The organism is Caballeronia sp. Lep1P3 (assembly GCF_022879595.1).
In the GTDB taxonomy this organism is placed as follows: domain Bacteria; phylum Pseudomonadota; class Gammaproteobacteria; order Burkholderiales; family Burkholderiaceae; genus Caballeronia.
In genome coordinates, this window is record NZ_CP084269.1 from 243,788 (window position 1) to 259,212 (window position 15,425).

Below are 15,425 nucleotides of genomic sequence, written 5' to 3' on the forward strand. Positions count from 1 at the left end.
TCGTCGCGCGATCAGAACGACCGGTGGGCCGGTTCGATCGCGCGACGCGGAAAGGTCAACCAGAACTTCGTCTCTTCGTTGGGCCGACTCTCGACTCCGCAGCTTCCGTCGTGACTGTCCATGATGGACCTCACGATTGCCAAGCCGAGCCCTGAACTCGATGATTGGCTGTGCCGCGAAGGGTCCACTCGATAGAACCGGTCGAATATTCGGTCTACGTGCGGCGACTCGATTCCACCGCCGGCATCCGACACGCTGACCGTGACCCGATCAGCGCGCTCTTCACACTTGACGTTAATCACGCTACCTCTTGGCGCATGAGCGATCGAATTGGAAATAAGATTGCTTAGCGCGCGCTGGAAAAGGAGAAGGTCCGCATCGACGCGCGCCTGCCCGGAAACGCGAATCGTGACGCCCGCTTCTTCCGCCAAGGATTCGTAAAAGCCAGCCACACGCTCCGCCTCTTGCGCCGCGTCGAGCCGTCGAATCTTGAGCAAAGCGTCCGCCCGCTCCGATCGCGCGATGAAGAGCATGTCCTCAATCATGCGCGAAAGACGTTGAAACTCATCGATGCTCGATTCGATGACGTCCTTGTACTGGTCCGCGCTCCGCTCTTGAGACAGCGCCACTTGAGCGGCTGCCTGCAAGTTCGTAAGCGGCGTTCGCATATCGTGAGCAAGGTTTGACGAAAACTCGCTCAGTCGTGTGAACGACTCGTTGAGCCGCTCAACCATGCCGTTGAAAGCGAGCTCAAGCTCTTTGAGCTCGCCCGACGTGTCCAGTGACGGCAACGGATGAGCGAGCCTAGCCGTGGACATCTGTTCTGCTCGTGCGACAAGCTGGCGCAGCGGCTTCAGACCAAACTTTGCGATGCCATATGCCAAGGCAGAGGCCAGCATGACGCCCAGCACTTCGATCACGACGATCGTGTAAGCATAGGCTCGAAGTAAGGCCGCATCGTTTTTGCCGTCGTACTGCAAGACCACGCGCACACTTTCTTCCGGCGAGGCGTTAAGCGACGCCGAGGCGGCGAGATAGCGCAGCTTCGATCCCGGTCGCGCGATGCTGAGCCCAGCCGGCGGTGCTGGATCACTGCGCGCCGGACCGTAGGGCTGAAACCCGGGTGTTCCCAGCAAGCGCCTGCCGTTGCGATCGTAGATCGCCATAGCCATGTTCGGATGGTCGTGCAGTTGATCCGACCACATCTCTGGATTGCGTGCGATATCATCGGCGAGCTTGGCGGCGTCGAAATGGCCCTGCAGCGCGACCATGATGCTGGTCATCTGCTCCGACGCAGTCGACTCAATCCGGCTCCGCAGCGCCTCATAAAGCGCGAGGCCGCTAAGGGCCAGGACCGTTGAGGTCGAGACCACGATAAGGACGGTCAGTCTCGCCCGCAGAGTCCGTGGAAAAAATCGCTTCATCGCGCGCCGATGTCGTCTCTCACTTCGAGCACATAGCCCATGCCGCGAACGGTGTGAATGAGCTTGGGCTCGTAAGCATCGTCGACCTTCGAACGCAAGCGTCTGATCGACGAATCGACCACATTGGTATCGCTGCTGAAGTTCATGTCCCACACTTGTGAAGCAATGGTCGCGCGCGGCAGAATCTCTCCCTCACGTCGCATGAGTAGCCACAGCAGGGCGAACTCCTTTGCGGTCAAGAGTATTCCGTTGCCTTGTCTGAAAGCTTTACGCTTGGTCAGGTCGAGCTCCAGGTCGGCCACGCGAATCGTGTTCGAATCGCTGGGCTGGCCTCGCCTGAGAATGACCCTGATCCGGGCGGTAAGCTCCACGAAATCAAATGGCTTCGAGAGGTAATCATCGGCGCCGAGCTCGAGTCCTTTGACCCGGTCCCCGACATCATCTCGCGCGGTAAGGAACAGGACGGGCGTCTTCTTTGTGCGGCGCAGGTTCTGCAGCACCGACCACCCGTCCTGACCTGGCAGCATGACGTCCAATATGAGAAGGTCGTAGTGCTCGGTTTCAGCTTGATACTGGCCAGATAAGCCGTCCTCGACCCAATCGACGGTGTAACCTGCCTCGGCGAGTCCCCGTTTCAGGTAGAGGCCCATCTTCGCCTCGTCTTCCACAATCAGAATCCGCATTACACATTACCTCTCGAGTGACGCAGGCGCCGCTGAAGCCAACTCGGCGTAAGAAAGCCGAAGCGCTGCTCAAACATCAAACGCATCGACGTCGAGTGGCTCATCCGGTACAGCACCGGTAAAACAAGCAACGTTAGGGCGGTGGACGACAGGATTCCACCGATCACAACGGTTGCCAGCGGACGCTGCACCTCGGAGCCCGTGCCGGTTGCGAAGGCCATGGGTAGGAAACCGAGGGAGGCGACGAGCGCCGTCATCAGTACGGGCCTCAGACGGGTCAGTGCACCTTCGCGGACCGCGGCATTGAGCTCCGCCCCGTCTTCTCGCAGGCTTCGGATGAACGATATCATCACGAGGCCATTGAGCACCGCGACGCCCGACAGGGCGATGAAGCCGATCGCAGCTGTAATTGACAACGGAATGCCGCGCAGCCACAGCGACACAACGCCGCCGCTCAATGCAAACGGGATGCCTGTGAAGACCAGCAAACCGTCTTTGACGTTGTTGAACATCACGAAGAGCAGCACGAACACCATGAACAGTGCCAGAGGTACAACAAGCTTCAGCCGTTCGCTCGCGCTTTGCAGTTGTTCGAACTGACCGCCCCACGACACCCAATACCCGGCGGGGATTTGGACATCTTGCTGGATTTGCTGGCGTGCGTCGGCAACGAACGATCCGACGTCGCGCCCTCGTACATTCGCGCTAACGACCACGCGCCGCTTTCCGTCTTCGCGGCTGATCTGGTTCGGACCTGGACCCACCTCGACGGTCGCCAGTTCTGCCAACGGCACGTAAGGGGCCTGCACGACTGGTCCGCTAGCGGGGGAGACCGCCAAGGCAGGCAGCGCGATCGGCAGCCGCTTGATCGCCTCGATATCCGAGCGGAGCTCGTCGGGCAGGCGCACCACGATGTCGAAGCGGCGATCACCTTGGAACAACGTGCCGGCTTTCTGTCCACCGACTGCCGCGGCGATCGCATCCTGAATATCGGCAACCGTGACGCCATACCGGGCGAGTTTCTCGCGCTCGAGGTTGATGGTGAGCACCGGAAGGCCAGTTGTCTGCTCCACCTTCACTTCCGATGCGCCCGGCACCTTGTTCAGCGCCGCCGCAATCTTTTCACCGGTGCCATTGAGCACCGACATATCGTCGCCGAAGATCTTGACAGCCACGTCGCTACGCACGCCGGAAATCAGTTCGTTGAAGCGAAGCTGGATCGGTTGCGAGAACTCATAGGCATTGCCGGGCAACTCCGCAAGCACCGTTTCTATTTCCTTAATGAGATCGTCACGCGACTTGTCGGGATCCGGCCATTCCTTCGTCGGCTTCAGCATCACATAGCCGTCAGAAAGGTTCGGTGGCATGGGATCGGCCGCGATTTCAGCGGTGCCGGTGCGTGCGAATACGCGGTCGATCTCGGGGAATCGCTGCTTGAGTGTCTTTTCGATCGTTTTCTGCATCTCGAGCGACTGCGACAGGCTCGTGCCGGGAATCCGCAGCGCGGCCACGGCGAGATCACCTTCGTTGAGGCTTGGAATGAATTCGCTGCCGAGTCGGGTCGCGAGTCCGAGGGTGAGCGCCACGATGATCGCCGCGCCCGCCAAGACGCGCTTTGGTTGCTTCATGAAACGGGTCAGGACTGGCTCATAAGCGCGCCGTGCCCAGCCCATGATGCGATTTTCCTTTTCCTCCACGTGTTCACCAATGAACAGCGCAACGGCCGCCGGGATGAACGTCACCGTCAGCACCATGGCCGCAGCCAATGCCATTACAACCGTGACAGCCATCGGATGGAACATCTTGCCTTCCACGCCGGTGAGCGTGAAGATCGGCAGATACACCACCATAATGATGAGCTGCCCGAAGATCAGCGCCCGTCTCGCCTCCTGGGATGCGCCGAATACCTCGCTGAAGCGTTCCTCGCGGGTCAGCGGCCTGCCAAGCAGCGTTTGCGCGTGCGCGAGCCGTCGCACACAGTTCTCGACGATCACCACCGCACCATCGACGATGATGCCGAAGTCGAGGGCGCCAAGACTCATCAGGTTCGCACTTACCTTCGCGTTCACCATGCCGGTGAAAGTCATCAGCATCGACAACGGAATGACGAGCGCCGTGATGATGGCTGCCCGCATATTGCCCAGGAAGAGAAACAGAATCACGATGACTAACACCGCGCCTTCCAGCAAATTCTTCTTGACCGTGTCCACAGCCTTCTCGACCAGATTGGTCCGGTCGTAGACAGGGATAGCGCGCACGCCGTTGGGCAGCGAACGGTTGACGTCGTTCATCTTAAGCGCCACGGCTTTCGAGACCGCGCGGCTGTTCTCGCCCATCAGCATGAATACCGTGCCGAGCACCACTTCTTCGCCGTTGGACGTGGCCGCGCCCGTACGCAACTCGCGCCCGGTGTCGACCTGCGCGATGTCCTTGACGCGAACGGGCACACCGCCCACGTTCGTCAACACGACGTTGGCAAGGTCCTCTGCTGAGCGCGCCTGCCCCGGTACGCGCACCAGGTATTGCTCGCCGCGCTTCTCAATATACCCTGCACCAACGTTGTCGTTGTTGCGCTCGACAGCACGCACGACGTCCGCAAGGGTCAAGCCATAAGACATGAGCTTGGTGGGGTTCGGCGCAATCCGGAACTCCTTGACGTATCCGCCGATGGAATTCACCTCGGTGACACCCGGCACATTGCGAAGCTGAGGCTTCACGACCCAGTCCTGTAGCTCCCGCAGATCCGAAGGCGTGTACCGCGTCCCGTCTGGCTTGCGCGCCGAAGGATCGGCTTCCACGGTCCACAGGTAAATCTCGCCAAGTCCGGTCGACGTTGGACCCATGGCAGGCGTCGCGCCGGGCGGCAGCTTGTCCTTCGCTTCCTGAATTCGTTCGTTGACGAGTTGGCGGGCGAAGTAGATGTCGGTGCCGTCCTTGAAGATGACGGTCACTTGAGACAAGCCGTAGCGCGAGATCGAACGCGTTTCCTCCAAGTTCGGCAGGCCCGCCATCGCCGTCTCGACGGGATAGGTGATGCGTTGCTCGGCCTCGAGGGGCGAATAGCCCGCTGCGGAAGTGTTGATCTGTACCTGTACGTTAGTGATGTCGGGCACGGCATCGATCGGCAACTTCTGATAGCTGTACACGCCGAAGGCGGCAACTGCCGCGACCGCAAGCATGACAAGCCAGCGGTGCGCGATCGCAAAGCGAATCAATCGCTCAAACATGGGATGGTCCTCTGGTGCAGCAGGAAGCGCGCGGCGCCAGGGGCCGCGTCCGTATGCAGCGGGTTGCGTTGTTCACTCTTCTTCGGCGCTGCCTTTTCCGAGCTCTGCCTTCAAAACGAAGCTGTTCGCTGCGACATACTGCTGGCCAGGCGTCAAGCCCCTGAGGACTTCGATGACCCGTTCATCACGCCGACCGGTCTCGACCGCCTGAGCGACGAATCCCCTGGCCGATTGGACAAACACGGAAGGCGCCCCATCAACCTGCTGAAGGGCATCGCTCGCGACCGCGATCGGCACGTCCTGCGTACCGGCATTGACCGAGACATTGACGAACATGCCCGGTCGCCAGGCGCCATCAGGATTGGGAAGGACGACCCGCGCGGGCGCGGTGCGAGTCTGCTCGCCCAACAATGCGCCGACGTAGGCGACTGGGCCGCGCGAAGTGGATTCAAACGCAGCAGCGCTCACAGTCGCTTCGCGTCCGACGCGAACGTCGTTGAGCCGCTGTGCAGGCACGGCCATTTCCGCCCATACGCTGGAGAGGTCCGAGATAACAAAGACGTTGGCGTCCGCGGCGATGGCCTCGCCCGGGGTTGCGTGCTTCTCGACCACGGTGCCTGCAAACGGCGCGCGCAGCTCATATTGGTTCAGGCTAGCGCCGCTCGCGGGAGCGTTGATTGCGGCGAGCTTCTGTCGAGCGTTCTGCGCCGCGATCTCCGCTTCGCGCAATTGCACTTGCGCCTGCAGGAAGTCCTGCTCGGCGGAGACGCGTTCTTTCCAGAGCGTCTGCTCCCGAGCGTAGGTTGTGCGTGCGGCCGACAGACGGCGCTCAGCCGTCAACAGTTCGCTACGAAGGTCCGCCAGACTCGTGCTCGCGATTAAGGCAAGCACCTGGCCCTTCTTCACGTTCTGCCCGATGGACACATCCACGCGTTCCACGATGCCCGCGACGCGGGGAACGACGTGAGCCGTTCGGTCCTCATTGAACTTGATCTCGCCAGGCAACTGGAATGAGGTTGCGATCTGCGCCGGACCGACTCGGGCCAGGTCTATCTTGGAAGTCTTCAGTTGCTCCTCGGACAGCGCTATCGCGCCATCGGTGCGGGAGAATTCGAATGACGCGTTGTGACCGCCTCCTTTGACGTTGAGAATCGCATCGAACACGTGCGGTTTTGCAATGGCCGCGGTCGAGGTGTACTTCTGCCCGGATTGCTGAAACTGCAACATCTGCTTTTGCCCGTCGTATTTAGTCACACCCGCCGATACCACCACGTCCTTCGACAGCGGCTTGCCATCGCTGGTGGGAATGACGATAAGACGCGCGTCGCCGGGCTTCTCCGCAAGCACGACTTCGAGCGTGAGCGGACCGTTCTTCAGAAGGACGCCGCCGTGCTGACCGGCACCGGCATTGGCGTTGTCATGTTGAGCCTCGGCAGCGGTAGGCTCGGGCGCAGGCGCTTCCTTTTTTTGCGTCATCGCGTAGGCGGCAAGGATGATGCCGATCCCACCGAGAGCGGCCACGATGAAATAGGTTCTGCGGCGCGGCATGGGGATTCCTTCAGGGTAAAGTGTTCGTCGACAGCGAAACGGCAGGAAGCGGCGTGCCGACGAGGCGCCCCACTTCCGCATAGGCGAGGTGGGCCTCCGTCAGCGCCTGGACATATTGCGATTGCGCCTGAAACAGCGTGCGTTGTGCATCAAGCACATCGAGAAAGGCGAACTTCCCGAGTTCAAATCCTCGCGACATGGCGTTCAATGCGTCTTTGGAGGCCGGCAACACATCGTCCTTGAGCCTGCGAGCCGCCTGAACCGATGTTTCGTAGTTCGCATAAGCACGGGTCAATTCCAATTGCAGCCGCAAGCGTTCGTTATCGAAATCGGCACTGGCTTTCTCGGCTTTATGTGCAGCCTCCAGCAGAGCGCCTTTGTTGGTGTCGAAAAGCGGCAGCGGAATGGATACGCCGATAACTGCCTGATTGTCAGAAACGCCACCCGTGATGACACGCTTCATACCGGCGCTTACCGTGATATCCGGAATGCGCTTGGCCCGCTCAACGGAAATCGCGGCGTCCGAACGCAGCATCTCAGCACGGGCCACGCGCGACCCAGGGCTGTCGTTCAACTGGCTGACCAGTACCGAGAGCGGCTGGAGACTAGGCACCGACTCGATATCGCCGCCGGCTGCACTGCCCCGCACTTGGGAATTGCCGGTGACGGATGCCAGGCGCTCACGAGCGGTCATGACACGCGCGGCCGCATTTGTCACTTCGATGTGCACCGCGCTTGCCGCAATGCGCGCCTTGGTGGCTTCGACCGGCGAGACCTTACCCGCACGAGAACGCTTCTCCGCAAGATCGGCGGAGCGGGCGGCGATGTCGGCGGACTCGCGCGCGACTTGCTCTTGCCGCTGCGCGGCGAGTTCTTCATAGAACGCGGAGATGACGTCTGCCCGCAGTGCTGAGCCTCGTCCGTCGAGCGCGGCAAGCGCGACCTCGCGTCCGTAAGACGCGACGTCAAGCCGCGCCTGTCGTTTGCCACCAAGTTCGATGCGCTGGTTCACCGTTGCCGTGCTCGTGCGCTCGGTGCCGCCAAATCCTTCCTGCAAAAACGACAACTCGGGATTCGGCCTGACGCCAGCCTGCATCAACGCGCCGGCCGATGCATCCGAATCCGCCCTCGCACCTCGCAGGAGCGGGTTGCTTCGCGCAGCAAGCCCGAGCACTTCGATTAACGAGACTTGGGGCAGGGTCGTTGACGAAGCCCTTGTGGGCTCCTGTAATGCGCCCTCATCGGCAATGGGCTGAAGGGGGGACGTCTGTGCGTAGGTTAATGTTGTGGCCGCCGAGAGCGTCAAGGCTGTAAGGGTTCGCGTGAGCATGTGCGACATTCAAGGATAGGAGTGGTGCGATGCTACGGTCCTGTCGCGGTGTGAAGGTGAGACGAACATGATATTTTTGTCATTTTTGGGCAGAACTAACCGGCAGATCCGGCTCAGGACGCTCAACTCCTTGCTTCCTTCTAGGTGTGCGAACGCACGCAGCTCGTCGAGCAGCGAGCCGCGCATTAGGCGGAAGCATTTGCGGCCGGAAACTCTAGGGCGCGGTCATTTGTCGGCTTGAATAGGGATCCGAGGCCGTGGGCCCGGCAGCATCTTCAGGGTGCGCTCGCAGGTATGCGTCACGGTTTTTTTTCTTCGACGCTGCGGTGGGCGGGTATTCGCTGCGCCTGAAGGGCAGTACACCATCTCTGTAGGCTTGCTCGAGGTCCTGACGCGCTTGCGCCCGCGTCTTTCCCTCGTCGAAAGGACCTTCGTGAGCTTGTGCGAGGCCGGCCAGCAGCAGGGCGGCTGCAATTCCAACAATCGATTTCATCGGTGAGCTCCACAATCACTTAGCCGCATACAGCTCGGTTCAGTGTGAAGCACCGACGGTGCGTCTCAATGACGGCAAGATGATAAGAAAGTCATCTTGCGTTCAGCCCGCTCATCCGTTCTTGACCGTCGCCTCAATCACGAAGAAGACGATAAAACCGACAAAGAATGCGGTGGTAGCCAGCGCAGTCTCGGCAACTTCGTGCGCTTCAACGAGAAGCTCTTCGGTCACCAGATAGATGAGCGCAACTGTGCCCAGCCCAAGCAACGCTGCATAGTAGACCTGCGGCATGTTGGCAAGTACCCCGTGAGCTGCTACGGCCGATAGCGACAGCAACGCAGCGAGCGAGATCGGGACAACAATTGCCCAGAGGCTCCGTACTCCTGAAGCGCTCAGCGCTGCACTGACAGAGAGCGCTAGAAAAAGCACCTCAAGCGTGAGCGCAATGGTAAGGATCACGCCGGTTTGCTCGCCCGCCGCGAAGGCGATGCCCAACACCAGGCCGTCAATAATCAGGTCGACTGCAGTGACGACCACGAGACCGGTCGGCAACGCGGACCCTTCAAGTTGCGCTTCGAGTCGATTGCAGACCGTCTTGATGCCCAACATCAACCCCAAGCCGAGTGCGAAACCGATCACGACCGGCCATAGGGCATGCTTGCGGTCTTCGGGCAGCAACTCGAGCGCCGCAGCGGCGAACACGATGCCCGCCGCGAAGTGCTGGATGACGCTGGTGGTGCGCTCGCCGGGCTTGCGCACCGAAGCGATGACCGCGCCGGCGGCAGCGGCGAGAACAGGTGGTAGCGTGAGCAGTGCAAGTTTAACCGCGGGCGTCACGTGCTCACCGGCGCGCCGCACTGGCTACAAAACTTCGCGCCTTGCGCCAATGGCTGATTGCATTTCGCACAGGCTTGCGGCTGGAGTGAAGTCGCGCACCGGCTACAAAAGCGAGCGCCTTCCGAATTGCCCGCGCCGCATTGCGGGCAGGTCACGCCGAGCTGTGCCGGCGCGGGCGCCGGAGCAGCGCCCGGGGTTTTACCCCACCCTTCGTTGGAAGCGCGACTGCGTTCGTCGGTGTGCCCGGCATAATTGCCGTGGCTATTTCCGTGATGGCCGTGTCGGTTGTCATGCGAATTACCATGGGACCCGCCGCGTCCGCGGTCGTGTTCCCCGCGGTTGTGGCCAACATCACGGCCTCCGAACATTCTTTCAAGCCAGCTCACGATTTATCTCCAGTTTCGGTTGAATCCTTGAAGCCCTTTATTTGCGAAGCAGTCGCAGTCCGTTCCCCACCACCAGCAAGCTCGCCCCGACGTCGGCAAACACCGCCATCCACATCGCACCTAAGCCGCCGATGGTCAGCGCAAGGAAGACAGCCTTGATCCCGAGTGCCAGCGTGATGTTCTGAACGAGAATGCTGTGCGTCGACCTTGAAAGTCGAATGAACGTAGAAATCTTGCGCAGATCGTCATCCATCAGGGCGACGTCCGCCGTCTCGATCGCCGTATCCGTTCCCATTGCCCCCATCGCAAAGCCGATATCGGCTTGCGCAAGCGCCGGAGCATCGTTAATGCCATCGCCGACCATGCCCACCATCGAGCCGCCGTGCGAGAGGCTCTTCACGATCTCCAGCTTGTCCTCCGGGAGCTGATTGCCTTCCGCACGATCGATGCCGACCTGGGTCGCAATCGCCGCAGCCGTGTGGGGGTTGTCGCCAGTGAGCATCGCCGTTCGAACGCCCAGCGCATGGAGCTCGGATATGGCGCCCTTGCTGCTGTCCTTTACGGTATCGGCCACCGCGAACAGTCCGAGTACGCGTTTCTCGTCGATCAGCATCACGACCGTTTTACCGTCGCGCTCGAGCGCGTCCAACCGGGTTTCGAGTTCGGTCGAGCAGCGACCGAGCTCCTCGACGAGCCGGTGATTACCCAGCGAGTAGCGCTGTCCGTTCACGACGCCTGCGACACCCCGGCCAGGAATGGCCTCGAACGCATCGACGTCCAGTCGAGCGACGCCTTGCGCGTCGCTGGCTTGCGCGACTGCCAATGAGACGGGATGATCCGAGCGACCCGCAAGACTCGCGGCGATCGAGCGAACCGTCGCGCTGTCGATATCGGCCGCGCGAAGTTCGAATTCGGTCTCAACCGGCTTGCCGTGCGTAATCGTGCCGGTCTTGTCGAGCGCGAGCCAGGCAAGCTTGCGACCCCGTTCGAGATACGTGCCGCCCTTCACCAGAATCCCGTGGCGCGCCGCAGCGGCGAGGCCGCTGACAATGGTGACCGGGGTGGAAATCACCAACGCGCAGGGGCAGGCGATTACGAGTAGTACGAGCGCCTTATAGATCGAGTCAAACCATGCGCCCGCGAAGAGCAGAGGCGGTATGACGGCAACGCCTATCGCCATCGCGAACACGATCGGCGTGTACACGCGTGCGAACTGATCGACAAAGCGTTGCGTCGGCGCCTTGGCTCCCTGCGCCTCCTCGACCGCGTGAATGATGCGCGCGAGTGTCGTGTTGTTAGCCGCTGCTGTCACCCGATATTCAAACGAACCGGCCTCGTTGATCGTGCCAGCGAACACGGCATCGCCTTGCGCCTTGTCGACCGGCAGGCTCTCGCCGGTAATCGGCGCCTGATTTACGGTCGAGCGGCCACTGACCAGCTCGCCGTCGAGCCCGATTCGCTCGCCCGGCTTTACGCGAACGATTGAACCGAGCGTGACCTGCGAGGCCACAACCTCCGCCCACGAGCCGTCCGCCTGTTTCACCGTCGCCTTGTCAGGAGCAAGGCGCATCAAGCCTTGAATGGCATTACGCGCGCGGTCGAGCGATTTTGCCTCGATGAGTTCCGCAACGGTGAAAAGCACCATCACCATCGCGGCCTCCGGCCACTGCCGCAGCATCAGCGCGCCCGTCACCGCAATGCTCATCAGCGCATTGATATTGAGGTTGCAGTTCCGAAGGGCGATCCAGCCTTTTTTGTAGGTTCCGAGACCGGAACAGCCGACGGCCAAGAGCGCAAGCGCTGCGACGATCCAGACAGGTGAGCCCGCCCAACTGGCCGCCTCAGAGCCGACGGCAGCCACGCCCGCAACCGCCAGCGGCCACCACGGTTTGCGGATCTCGGATGCGTCTGGCGACGTGCCGAGATCGTCAGTTGCGCCCGCAAGTTCGGGCTTGAAACCAAGCGTGCCGAGTGCCTTGACGATGGCATCTAGACCGTCCGGCCGGTGAACCACCGTCAACACACGCTGCATCAAATTGAATTGCAACTCGGCAACCTCAGCCATCCCGCCCAACTTTTTGCGGATGAGCGCTTCCTCGGTCGGGCAGTCCATTTGCAAAATGCGCATCTGGGTGCGGATTGAGTCGCCAGCGGCAACCGTTCCTGCAAGAGCCTGGAAGGAGGTGGGTGCAGCACTGCAGCACGAGTCGCCATGGTCGTGAGCCGCGTGGAGATGCTCATCTGCGTTGGTATGGGCGTGAGCGTGCGGACGACCGCCACCGTGGGAATGGTCGTGGCCGTGCTGATGGTCGGCTTGGTGGTCGTGCTTCCCCTGCGCGTGCGGACTTTGCTCCTGCAAGTCAAGCGGCAACTGTCCGGGCGCGCCGCAGCAAGCGGTGTCGCCGCATCCAGCGGCTTCTTCAGTCCCTATTTGTTGTTTTGACAATGTAGCGAGCTCCTGCGCGGTCGCCCTGTTCCCACCGTGTGCCATGCTTGTGTCCTTGTTCTGATGTATTCTCGCAGTACACACCTTGAAGTAGCTTCAAGGTCAAGGATTTTTTGAGAGGCGGACGCTAACATGAGAATCGGAGAACTAGCGAAGCTGGCAAATTGCACGACCGAGACCATACGCTTCTACGAGAAGGAGGCGTTGCTTCCTCCCCCGGAGCGAGACGGCGCAAACTACCGTAGTTACACCGGTAGCCACGTCGACCGCCTTCGTTTTATCCGGAATTGTCGCGCGCTGGACATGACGCACGACGAAGTGCGGGCGCTGCTGGCCGCATCTGACGTCCCCTCCGGTGGTTGCGAGAGCGTGAACGCGCTCGTGGATGAGCACATTGCACACGTCGATGAGCGGATCGAGGAATTAGCGCATCTGCGCAAGCATTTAACCGAATTGAGACAGCGATGCGGCGGCGAGGCAGCCGTCGAGGCTTGCGGAATCGTCCAAGGCTTGACATCGATGGACGCGATCTCGCCGAGGCCGCGCACGACCCATCTGGGCTAGAAACTGTACATGCGGGTTCGTTGCGCCACTCAGCCTGAACACCCTCTCGCTGCAAGTGCTGGCTCGGCGCAGTCGCATCGAACACGGGAATCCGTACCAGCGCCTCCAAACAGCATCGCCTCGAGCGTTTGAACGCTAGTGTAGTGCTTCGTTTTTCTTGGAACCAAGGCGGCGATTGGCGCGAATGACTTTCTGCAAGATGTCATTGGCCTTAGCAGTCCACACGAATGGTTTGGGATCCTGGTTATGCACGGCGATGTAGTCCTTGATAGCGACGATCAGATCCGGCACGCAGCGGAACACGCCACGGCGCAAACGTTCGGTCGTGATATCGCGAAAGAAGCGCTCTACCATATTCAGCCACGATGCGGAGGTTGGTGTGAAATGCACAGTAAAGCGAGGATGTTTCGCGAGCCACTCCTTGACCTTCGGGTGCTTGTGGGTGGCATAGTTATCGCAGATCAGATGCAGCTCCTTGCCCTTTGGAGTCTCGCGCTCAATCTGGCGCAGGAAGGCGAGCCATTCGCTGTGACGGTGGCGCTGATCGCAGCGGGCGATGACAGAACCATCGAGGGTATTGAGCGCTGCGAACAGGGTCGTGGTGCCATGACGTTTGTAGTCATGCGTCTGGGTGGCCGCACGGCCTCTCTTCAAAGGCAGTCCGGGCTGGGTACGGTCGAGTGCCTGCACTTGGCTCTTCTCATCGCAGCACAGGACCAGCGCATGCTCGGGCGGGGACATGTACAGGCCCACAATGTCCTCGAGCTTCTCGGCGAACTTCGGATCCCGCGAGACTTTGAAGCTCTCGACCAGGTGAGGTTTGAGTCCGTTGGCCTGCCAGATTCGCAGCACCGTGGTGTCGCTCACGCCGGCTTTCCGGGCGAGGGTGCGCGTGCTCCAGTGAGTCGCTGCTTCGGGCGTGCTCTGCGTCGTCAACCGTACGATCTCGGCTCGATCGATGCGAGGCTTGCGCCCACTGCGCGGCAAGTCATCTTCGATCGCTACGACGCCGCCCTGAACAAAGCGCTCGCGCCAACGTCCCACCTGCACCCGTCCGATTCCCAATGCCGCAGCAATCTCCCGATTGCCCATACCATCGGCTGCCAGCAAGACGATCTGCGCTCGCCGAACGGCTCTTACCTCGAGGGTTTGCGATCTCACCATCGCTTCAAGCCTGATGCGTTGTTCGCTGCTCAATTCAACCGGTTTCGCCGTCTTCATGACTCGCTCCCTCGTTCAAACAAAGAGTACGACGACGACAAAACCCATTGGTTCCACTAATTCAGAAGCACTACACTAGCAGGGCTCAAGGAAAATCCGATATAGGTCCAGTCTTGCCTATCGGAACATAGTCGGCCTCGTTGCTTTCTTTCCTGCGCCAGACACACTGTGGCTCCGGCGCGTGCATGTCGGTAGATCCGACTCTTTAACGGTGCAGACCCCTTAGTCCGGGTTCGGCGGATTTACCGGCGCACGATTTGCGAAAAACAGACCGTGTGGCGAGCGGCCAACCGCGATCGTGTCCACCAACTTGTGGGTCGTCAGATCGATCACGCCGACGTGCCGCGCGAATCGAAACGTGACCCATAAATATCGACGATCGGCCGACAGCTCCATGTCGTCCGGCCCGGGCATCAGCCCGCTGATATCGCTAACCTTGCTCAGGTCGTTGTAGTCGAGAATGCTGATGGTGCTTTCGACACGATTCGAAACCGCGATGTGCCGACCGTCGCCCAAGTTACGAAAATTGTGAGCGCCACGGCCGGTCTTGATGGTCTTGACAACCTGCTGCTTTCTCCAATCAACGACGGCCACGTAGTCTTCGCCCGTCATGCCGATGAGCAGGTAACGGTCCCCGGGCGTCATCCAAAGACCGGCCGGCACCTTGCCGACCTTCATCTTCCACTTCACCGTTTGAGAAGCAAGGTCGATGGCAGCAAGCTCCCCAGTTTCTTGCACCGTCACGAAAACCGTGCTGCTATCGGAGCTGAAGGTCAGATGGCTCGGCGTCTGTGACAACGGCACGCGCTTGACCAGCGAGACGTCCTTTCCATCGTACCTGTAAATGTCAACGCGATTTAGGCGTAGCGCCGCAGTGATGAACCACTTTCGGTCCGGGGAAAATCCAAGCTGGTACGGATCGTCAATGTTCGCGACACGACGCTGGATCTGCCCTGAGCGCGGATCAAGATACATTAGGTCGTTCGACACTGAATCCGCCACAATCAGGGAAGAGCCATCAGGTGTGGTCATCAGGTGATGAGGCTCTTTCCCAGTCGAGAAGCTCTCAATGACCTTGTGTGTCTCTTGGTCGATCAAGCTCACCTTGGCCTCGCCGGAGTCGAGCACGATGATCTTTTCGTCTGCAGGTGCGTTGATCGGCACGAGAACGGAGAGGGCCGCACCTAGAACAACTCGCGAGACGTCAGCGATAAAGCGCTGCATATGAATGAAGTCCTTTCAGATACCGCTGGTCGGAAGACAGCA

13 protein-coding genes are annotated in these 15,425 nt (G+C 60.5%); 2 read left to right on the plus strand and 11 right to left on the minus strand.

Annotated elements, in window-relative coordinates; translation table 11 throughout:
• Window positions 1–11: 11 nt before the first annotated feature.
• The 9 genes from LDZ27_RS27770 to LDZ27_RS27810 form a co-directional block, all read right to left on the minus strand.
• Window positions 12–1,424, minus strand: a complete 1,413-nt coding sequence (locus LDZ27_RS27770) for a heavy metal sensor histidine kinase (RefSeq protein ID WP_008343544.1) — start codon at window positions 1,422–1,424, stop codon at window positions 12–14.
• Window positions 1,421–2,107, minus strand: a complete 687-nt coding sequence (gene irlR, locus LDZ27_RS27775) for a heavy metal response regulator transcription factor IrlR (protein WP_008343542.1) — start codon at window positions 2,105–2,107, stop codon at window positions 1,421–1,423. The genes LDZ27_RS27770 and irlR overlap by 4 nt, the downstream gene beginning before the upstream one ends.
• Window positions 2,107–5,334 (minus strand): efflux RND transporter permease subunit, encoded by a 3,228-nt coding sequence (locus LDZ27_RS27780; RefSeq protein ID WP_244818523.1) that lies wholly within the window; start codon window positions 5,332–5,334, stop codon window positions 2,107–2,109. Before LDZ27_RS27780 ends, irlR begins: the two co-directional genes overlap by 1 nt.
• Before the next feature lie 72 nt (window positions 5,335–5,406).
• Window positions 5,407–6,882 (minus strand): efflux RND transporter periplasmic adaptor subunit, encoded by a 1,476-nt coding sequence (locus LDZ27_RS27785; RefSeq protein ID WP_008343537.1) that lies wholly within the window; start codon window positions 6,880–6,882, stop codon window positions 5,407–5,409.
• Window positions 6,883–6,892: 10 nt separating this feature from the next.
• Window positions 6,893–8,212, minus strand: a complete 1,320-nt coding sequence (locus LDZ27_RS27790; RefSeq protein WP_008343535.1) for a TolC family protein — start codon at window positions 8,210–8,212, stop codon at window positions 6,893–6,895.
• A gap of 214 nt (window positions 8,213–8,426) precedes the next feature.
• Window positions 8,427–8,705: a DUF4148 domain-containing protein gene (locus LDZ27_RS27795; RefSeq protein ID WP_008343533.1), complete on the minus strand. Its 279-nt coding sequence runs from the start codon at window positions 8,703–8,705 to the stop codon at window positions 8,427–8,429.
• Between the two features lie 111 nt (window positions 8,706–8,816).
• Complete coding sequence (locus LDZ27_RS27800) at window positions 8,817–9,542, minus strand: hypothetical protein (RefSeq protein WP_008343531.1); 726 nt, start codon at window positions 9,540–9,542, stop codon at window positions 8,817–8,819.
• The gene (locus tag LDZ27_RS27805) at window positions 9,539–9,910 is read right to left on the minus strand and encodes a zinc-ribbon domain-containing protein (RefSeq protein ID WP_083909424.1); all 372 of its coding nucleotides are present in this window, start codon (window positions 9,908–9,910) and stop codon (window positions 9,539–9,541) included. The genes LDZ27_RS27800 and LDZ27_RS27805 overlap by 4 nt, the downstream gene beginning before the upstream one ends.
• A gap of 55 nt (window positions 9,911–9,965) precedes the next feature.
• A complete protein-coding gene (locus tag LDZ27_RS27810) occupies window positions 9,966–12,056 on the minus strand; it encodes a cation-translocating P-type ATPase (RefSeq protein ID WP_244818524.1) in 2,091 nt (696 codons plus the stop codon).
• Window positions 12,057–12,140: 84 nt separating this feature from the next.
• Here LDZ27_RS27810 and LDZ27_RS27815 point away from each other — a divergent pair, with 84 nt between their 5' ends.
• Together LDZ27_RS27815 and cadR are read left to right on the plus strand one after the other, a co-directional pair.
• A complete protein-coding gene (locus LDZ27_RS27815) occupies window positions 12,141–12,371 on the plus strand; it encodes a hypothetical protein (RefSeq protein WP_244818525.1) in 231 nt (76 codons plus the stop codon).
• A 135-nt stretch (window positions 12,372–12,506) separates the two neighbouring features.
• Complete coding sequence (gene cadR / locus LDZ27_RS27820; RefSeq protein ID WP_008343525.1) at window positions 12,507–12,938, plus strand: Cd(II)/Pb(II)-responsive transcriptional regulator; 432 nt, start codon at window positions 12,507–12,509, stop codon at window positions 12,936–12,938.
• 135 nt (window positions 12,939–13,073) lie between these two features.
• Here the strand turns inward: cadR and LDZ27_RS27825 are convergent, their stop codons facing one another.
• Together LDZ27_RS27825 and LDZ27_RS27830 are read right to left on the minus strand one after the other, a co-directional pair.
• On the minus strand, window positions 13,074–14,159 hold the full coding sequence (locus tag LDZ27_RS27825; RefSeq protein WP_244818526.1) for an IS630 family transposase: 1,086 nt from the start codon (window positions 14,157–14,159) through the stop codon (window positions 13,074–13,076).
• 222 nt (window positions 14,160–14,381) lie between these two features.
• Complete coding sequence (locus tag LDZ27_RS27830; RefSeq protein ID WP_008343522.1) at window positions 14,382–15,383, minus strand: cytochrome D1 domain-containing protein; 1,002 nt, start codon at window positions 15,381–15,383, stop codon at window positions 14,382–14,384.
• Between the last annotated feature and the right edge of the window lie 42 nt (window positions 15,384–15,425).

What these genes read in the sequence shown, in the direction of transcription:
- LDZ27_RS27810 (WP_244818524.1), bottom strand. Translation starts at nt 12,056, where the DNA reads ATGCGCATTTTGCAAATGGACTGCCCGACCGAGGAAGCGCTCATCCGC.
- LDZ27_RS27815 (WP_244818525.1), top strand. Translation starts at nt 12,141, where the DNA reads ATGGTCGTGAGCCGCGTGGAGATGCTCATCTGCGTTGGTATGGGCGTG.
- LDZ27_RS27785 (WP_008343537.1), bottom strand. Translation starts at nt 6,882, where the DNA reads ATGCCGCGCCGCAGAACCTATTTCATCGTGGCCGCTCTCGGTGGGATC.
- cadR (WP_008343525.1), top strand. Translation starts at nt 12,507, where the DNA reads ATGAGAATCGGAGAACTAGCGAAGCTGGCAAATTGCACGACCGAGACC.
- LDZ27_RS27830 (WP_008343522.1), bottom strand. Translation starts at nt 15,383, where the DNA reads ATGCAGCGCTTTATCGCTGACGTCTCGCGAGTTGTTCTAGGTGCGGCC.
- irlR (WP_008343542.1), bottom strand. Translation starts at nt 2,107, where the DNA reads ATGCGGATTCTGATTGTGGAAGACGAGGCGAAGATGGGCCTCTACCTG.
- LDZ27_RS27780 (WP_244818523.1), bottom strand. Translation starts at nt 5,334, where the DNA reads ATGTTTGAGCGATTGATTCGCTTTGCGATCGCGCACCGCTGGCTTGTC.
- LDZ27_RS27790 (WP_008343535.1), bottom strand. Translation starts at nt 8,212, where the DNA reads ATGCTCACGCGAACCCTTACAGCCTTGACGCTCTCGGCGGCCACAACA.
- LDZ27_RS27770 (WP_008343544.1), bottom strand. Translation starts at nt 1,424, where the DNA reads ATGAAGCGATTTTTTCCACGGACTCTGCGGGCGAGACTGACCGTCCTT.
- LDZ27_RS27795 (WP_008343533.1), bottom strand. Translation starts at nt 8,705, where the DNA reads ATGAAATCGATTGTTGGAATTGCAGCCGCCCTGCTGCTGGCCGGCCTC.
- LDZ27_RS27805 (WP_083909424.1), bottom strand. Translation starts at nt 9,910, where the DNA reads ATGTTCGGAGGCCGTGATGTTGGCCACAACCGCGGGGAACACGACCGC.
- LDZ27_RS27825 (WP_244818526.1), bottom strand. Translation starts at nt 14,159, where the DNA reads ATGAAGACGGCGAAACCGGTTGAATTGAGCAGCGAACAACGCATCAGG.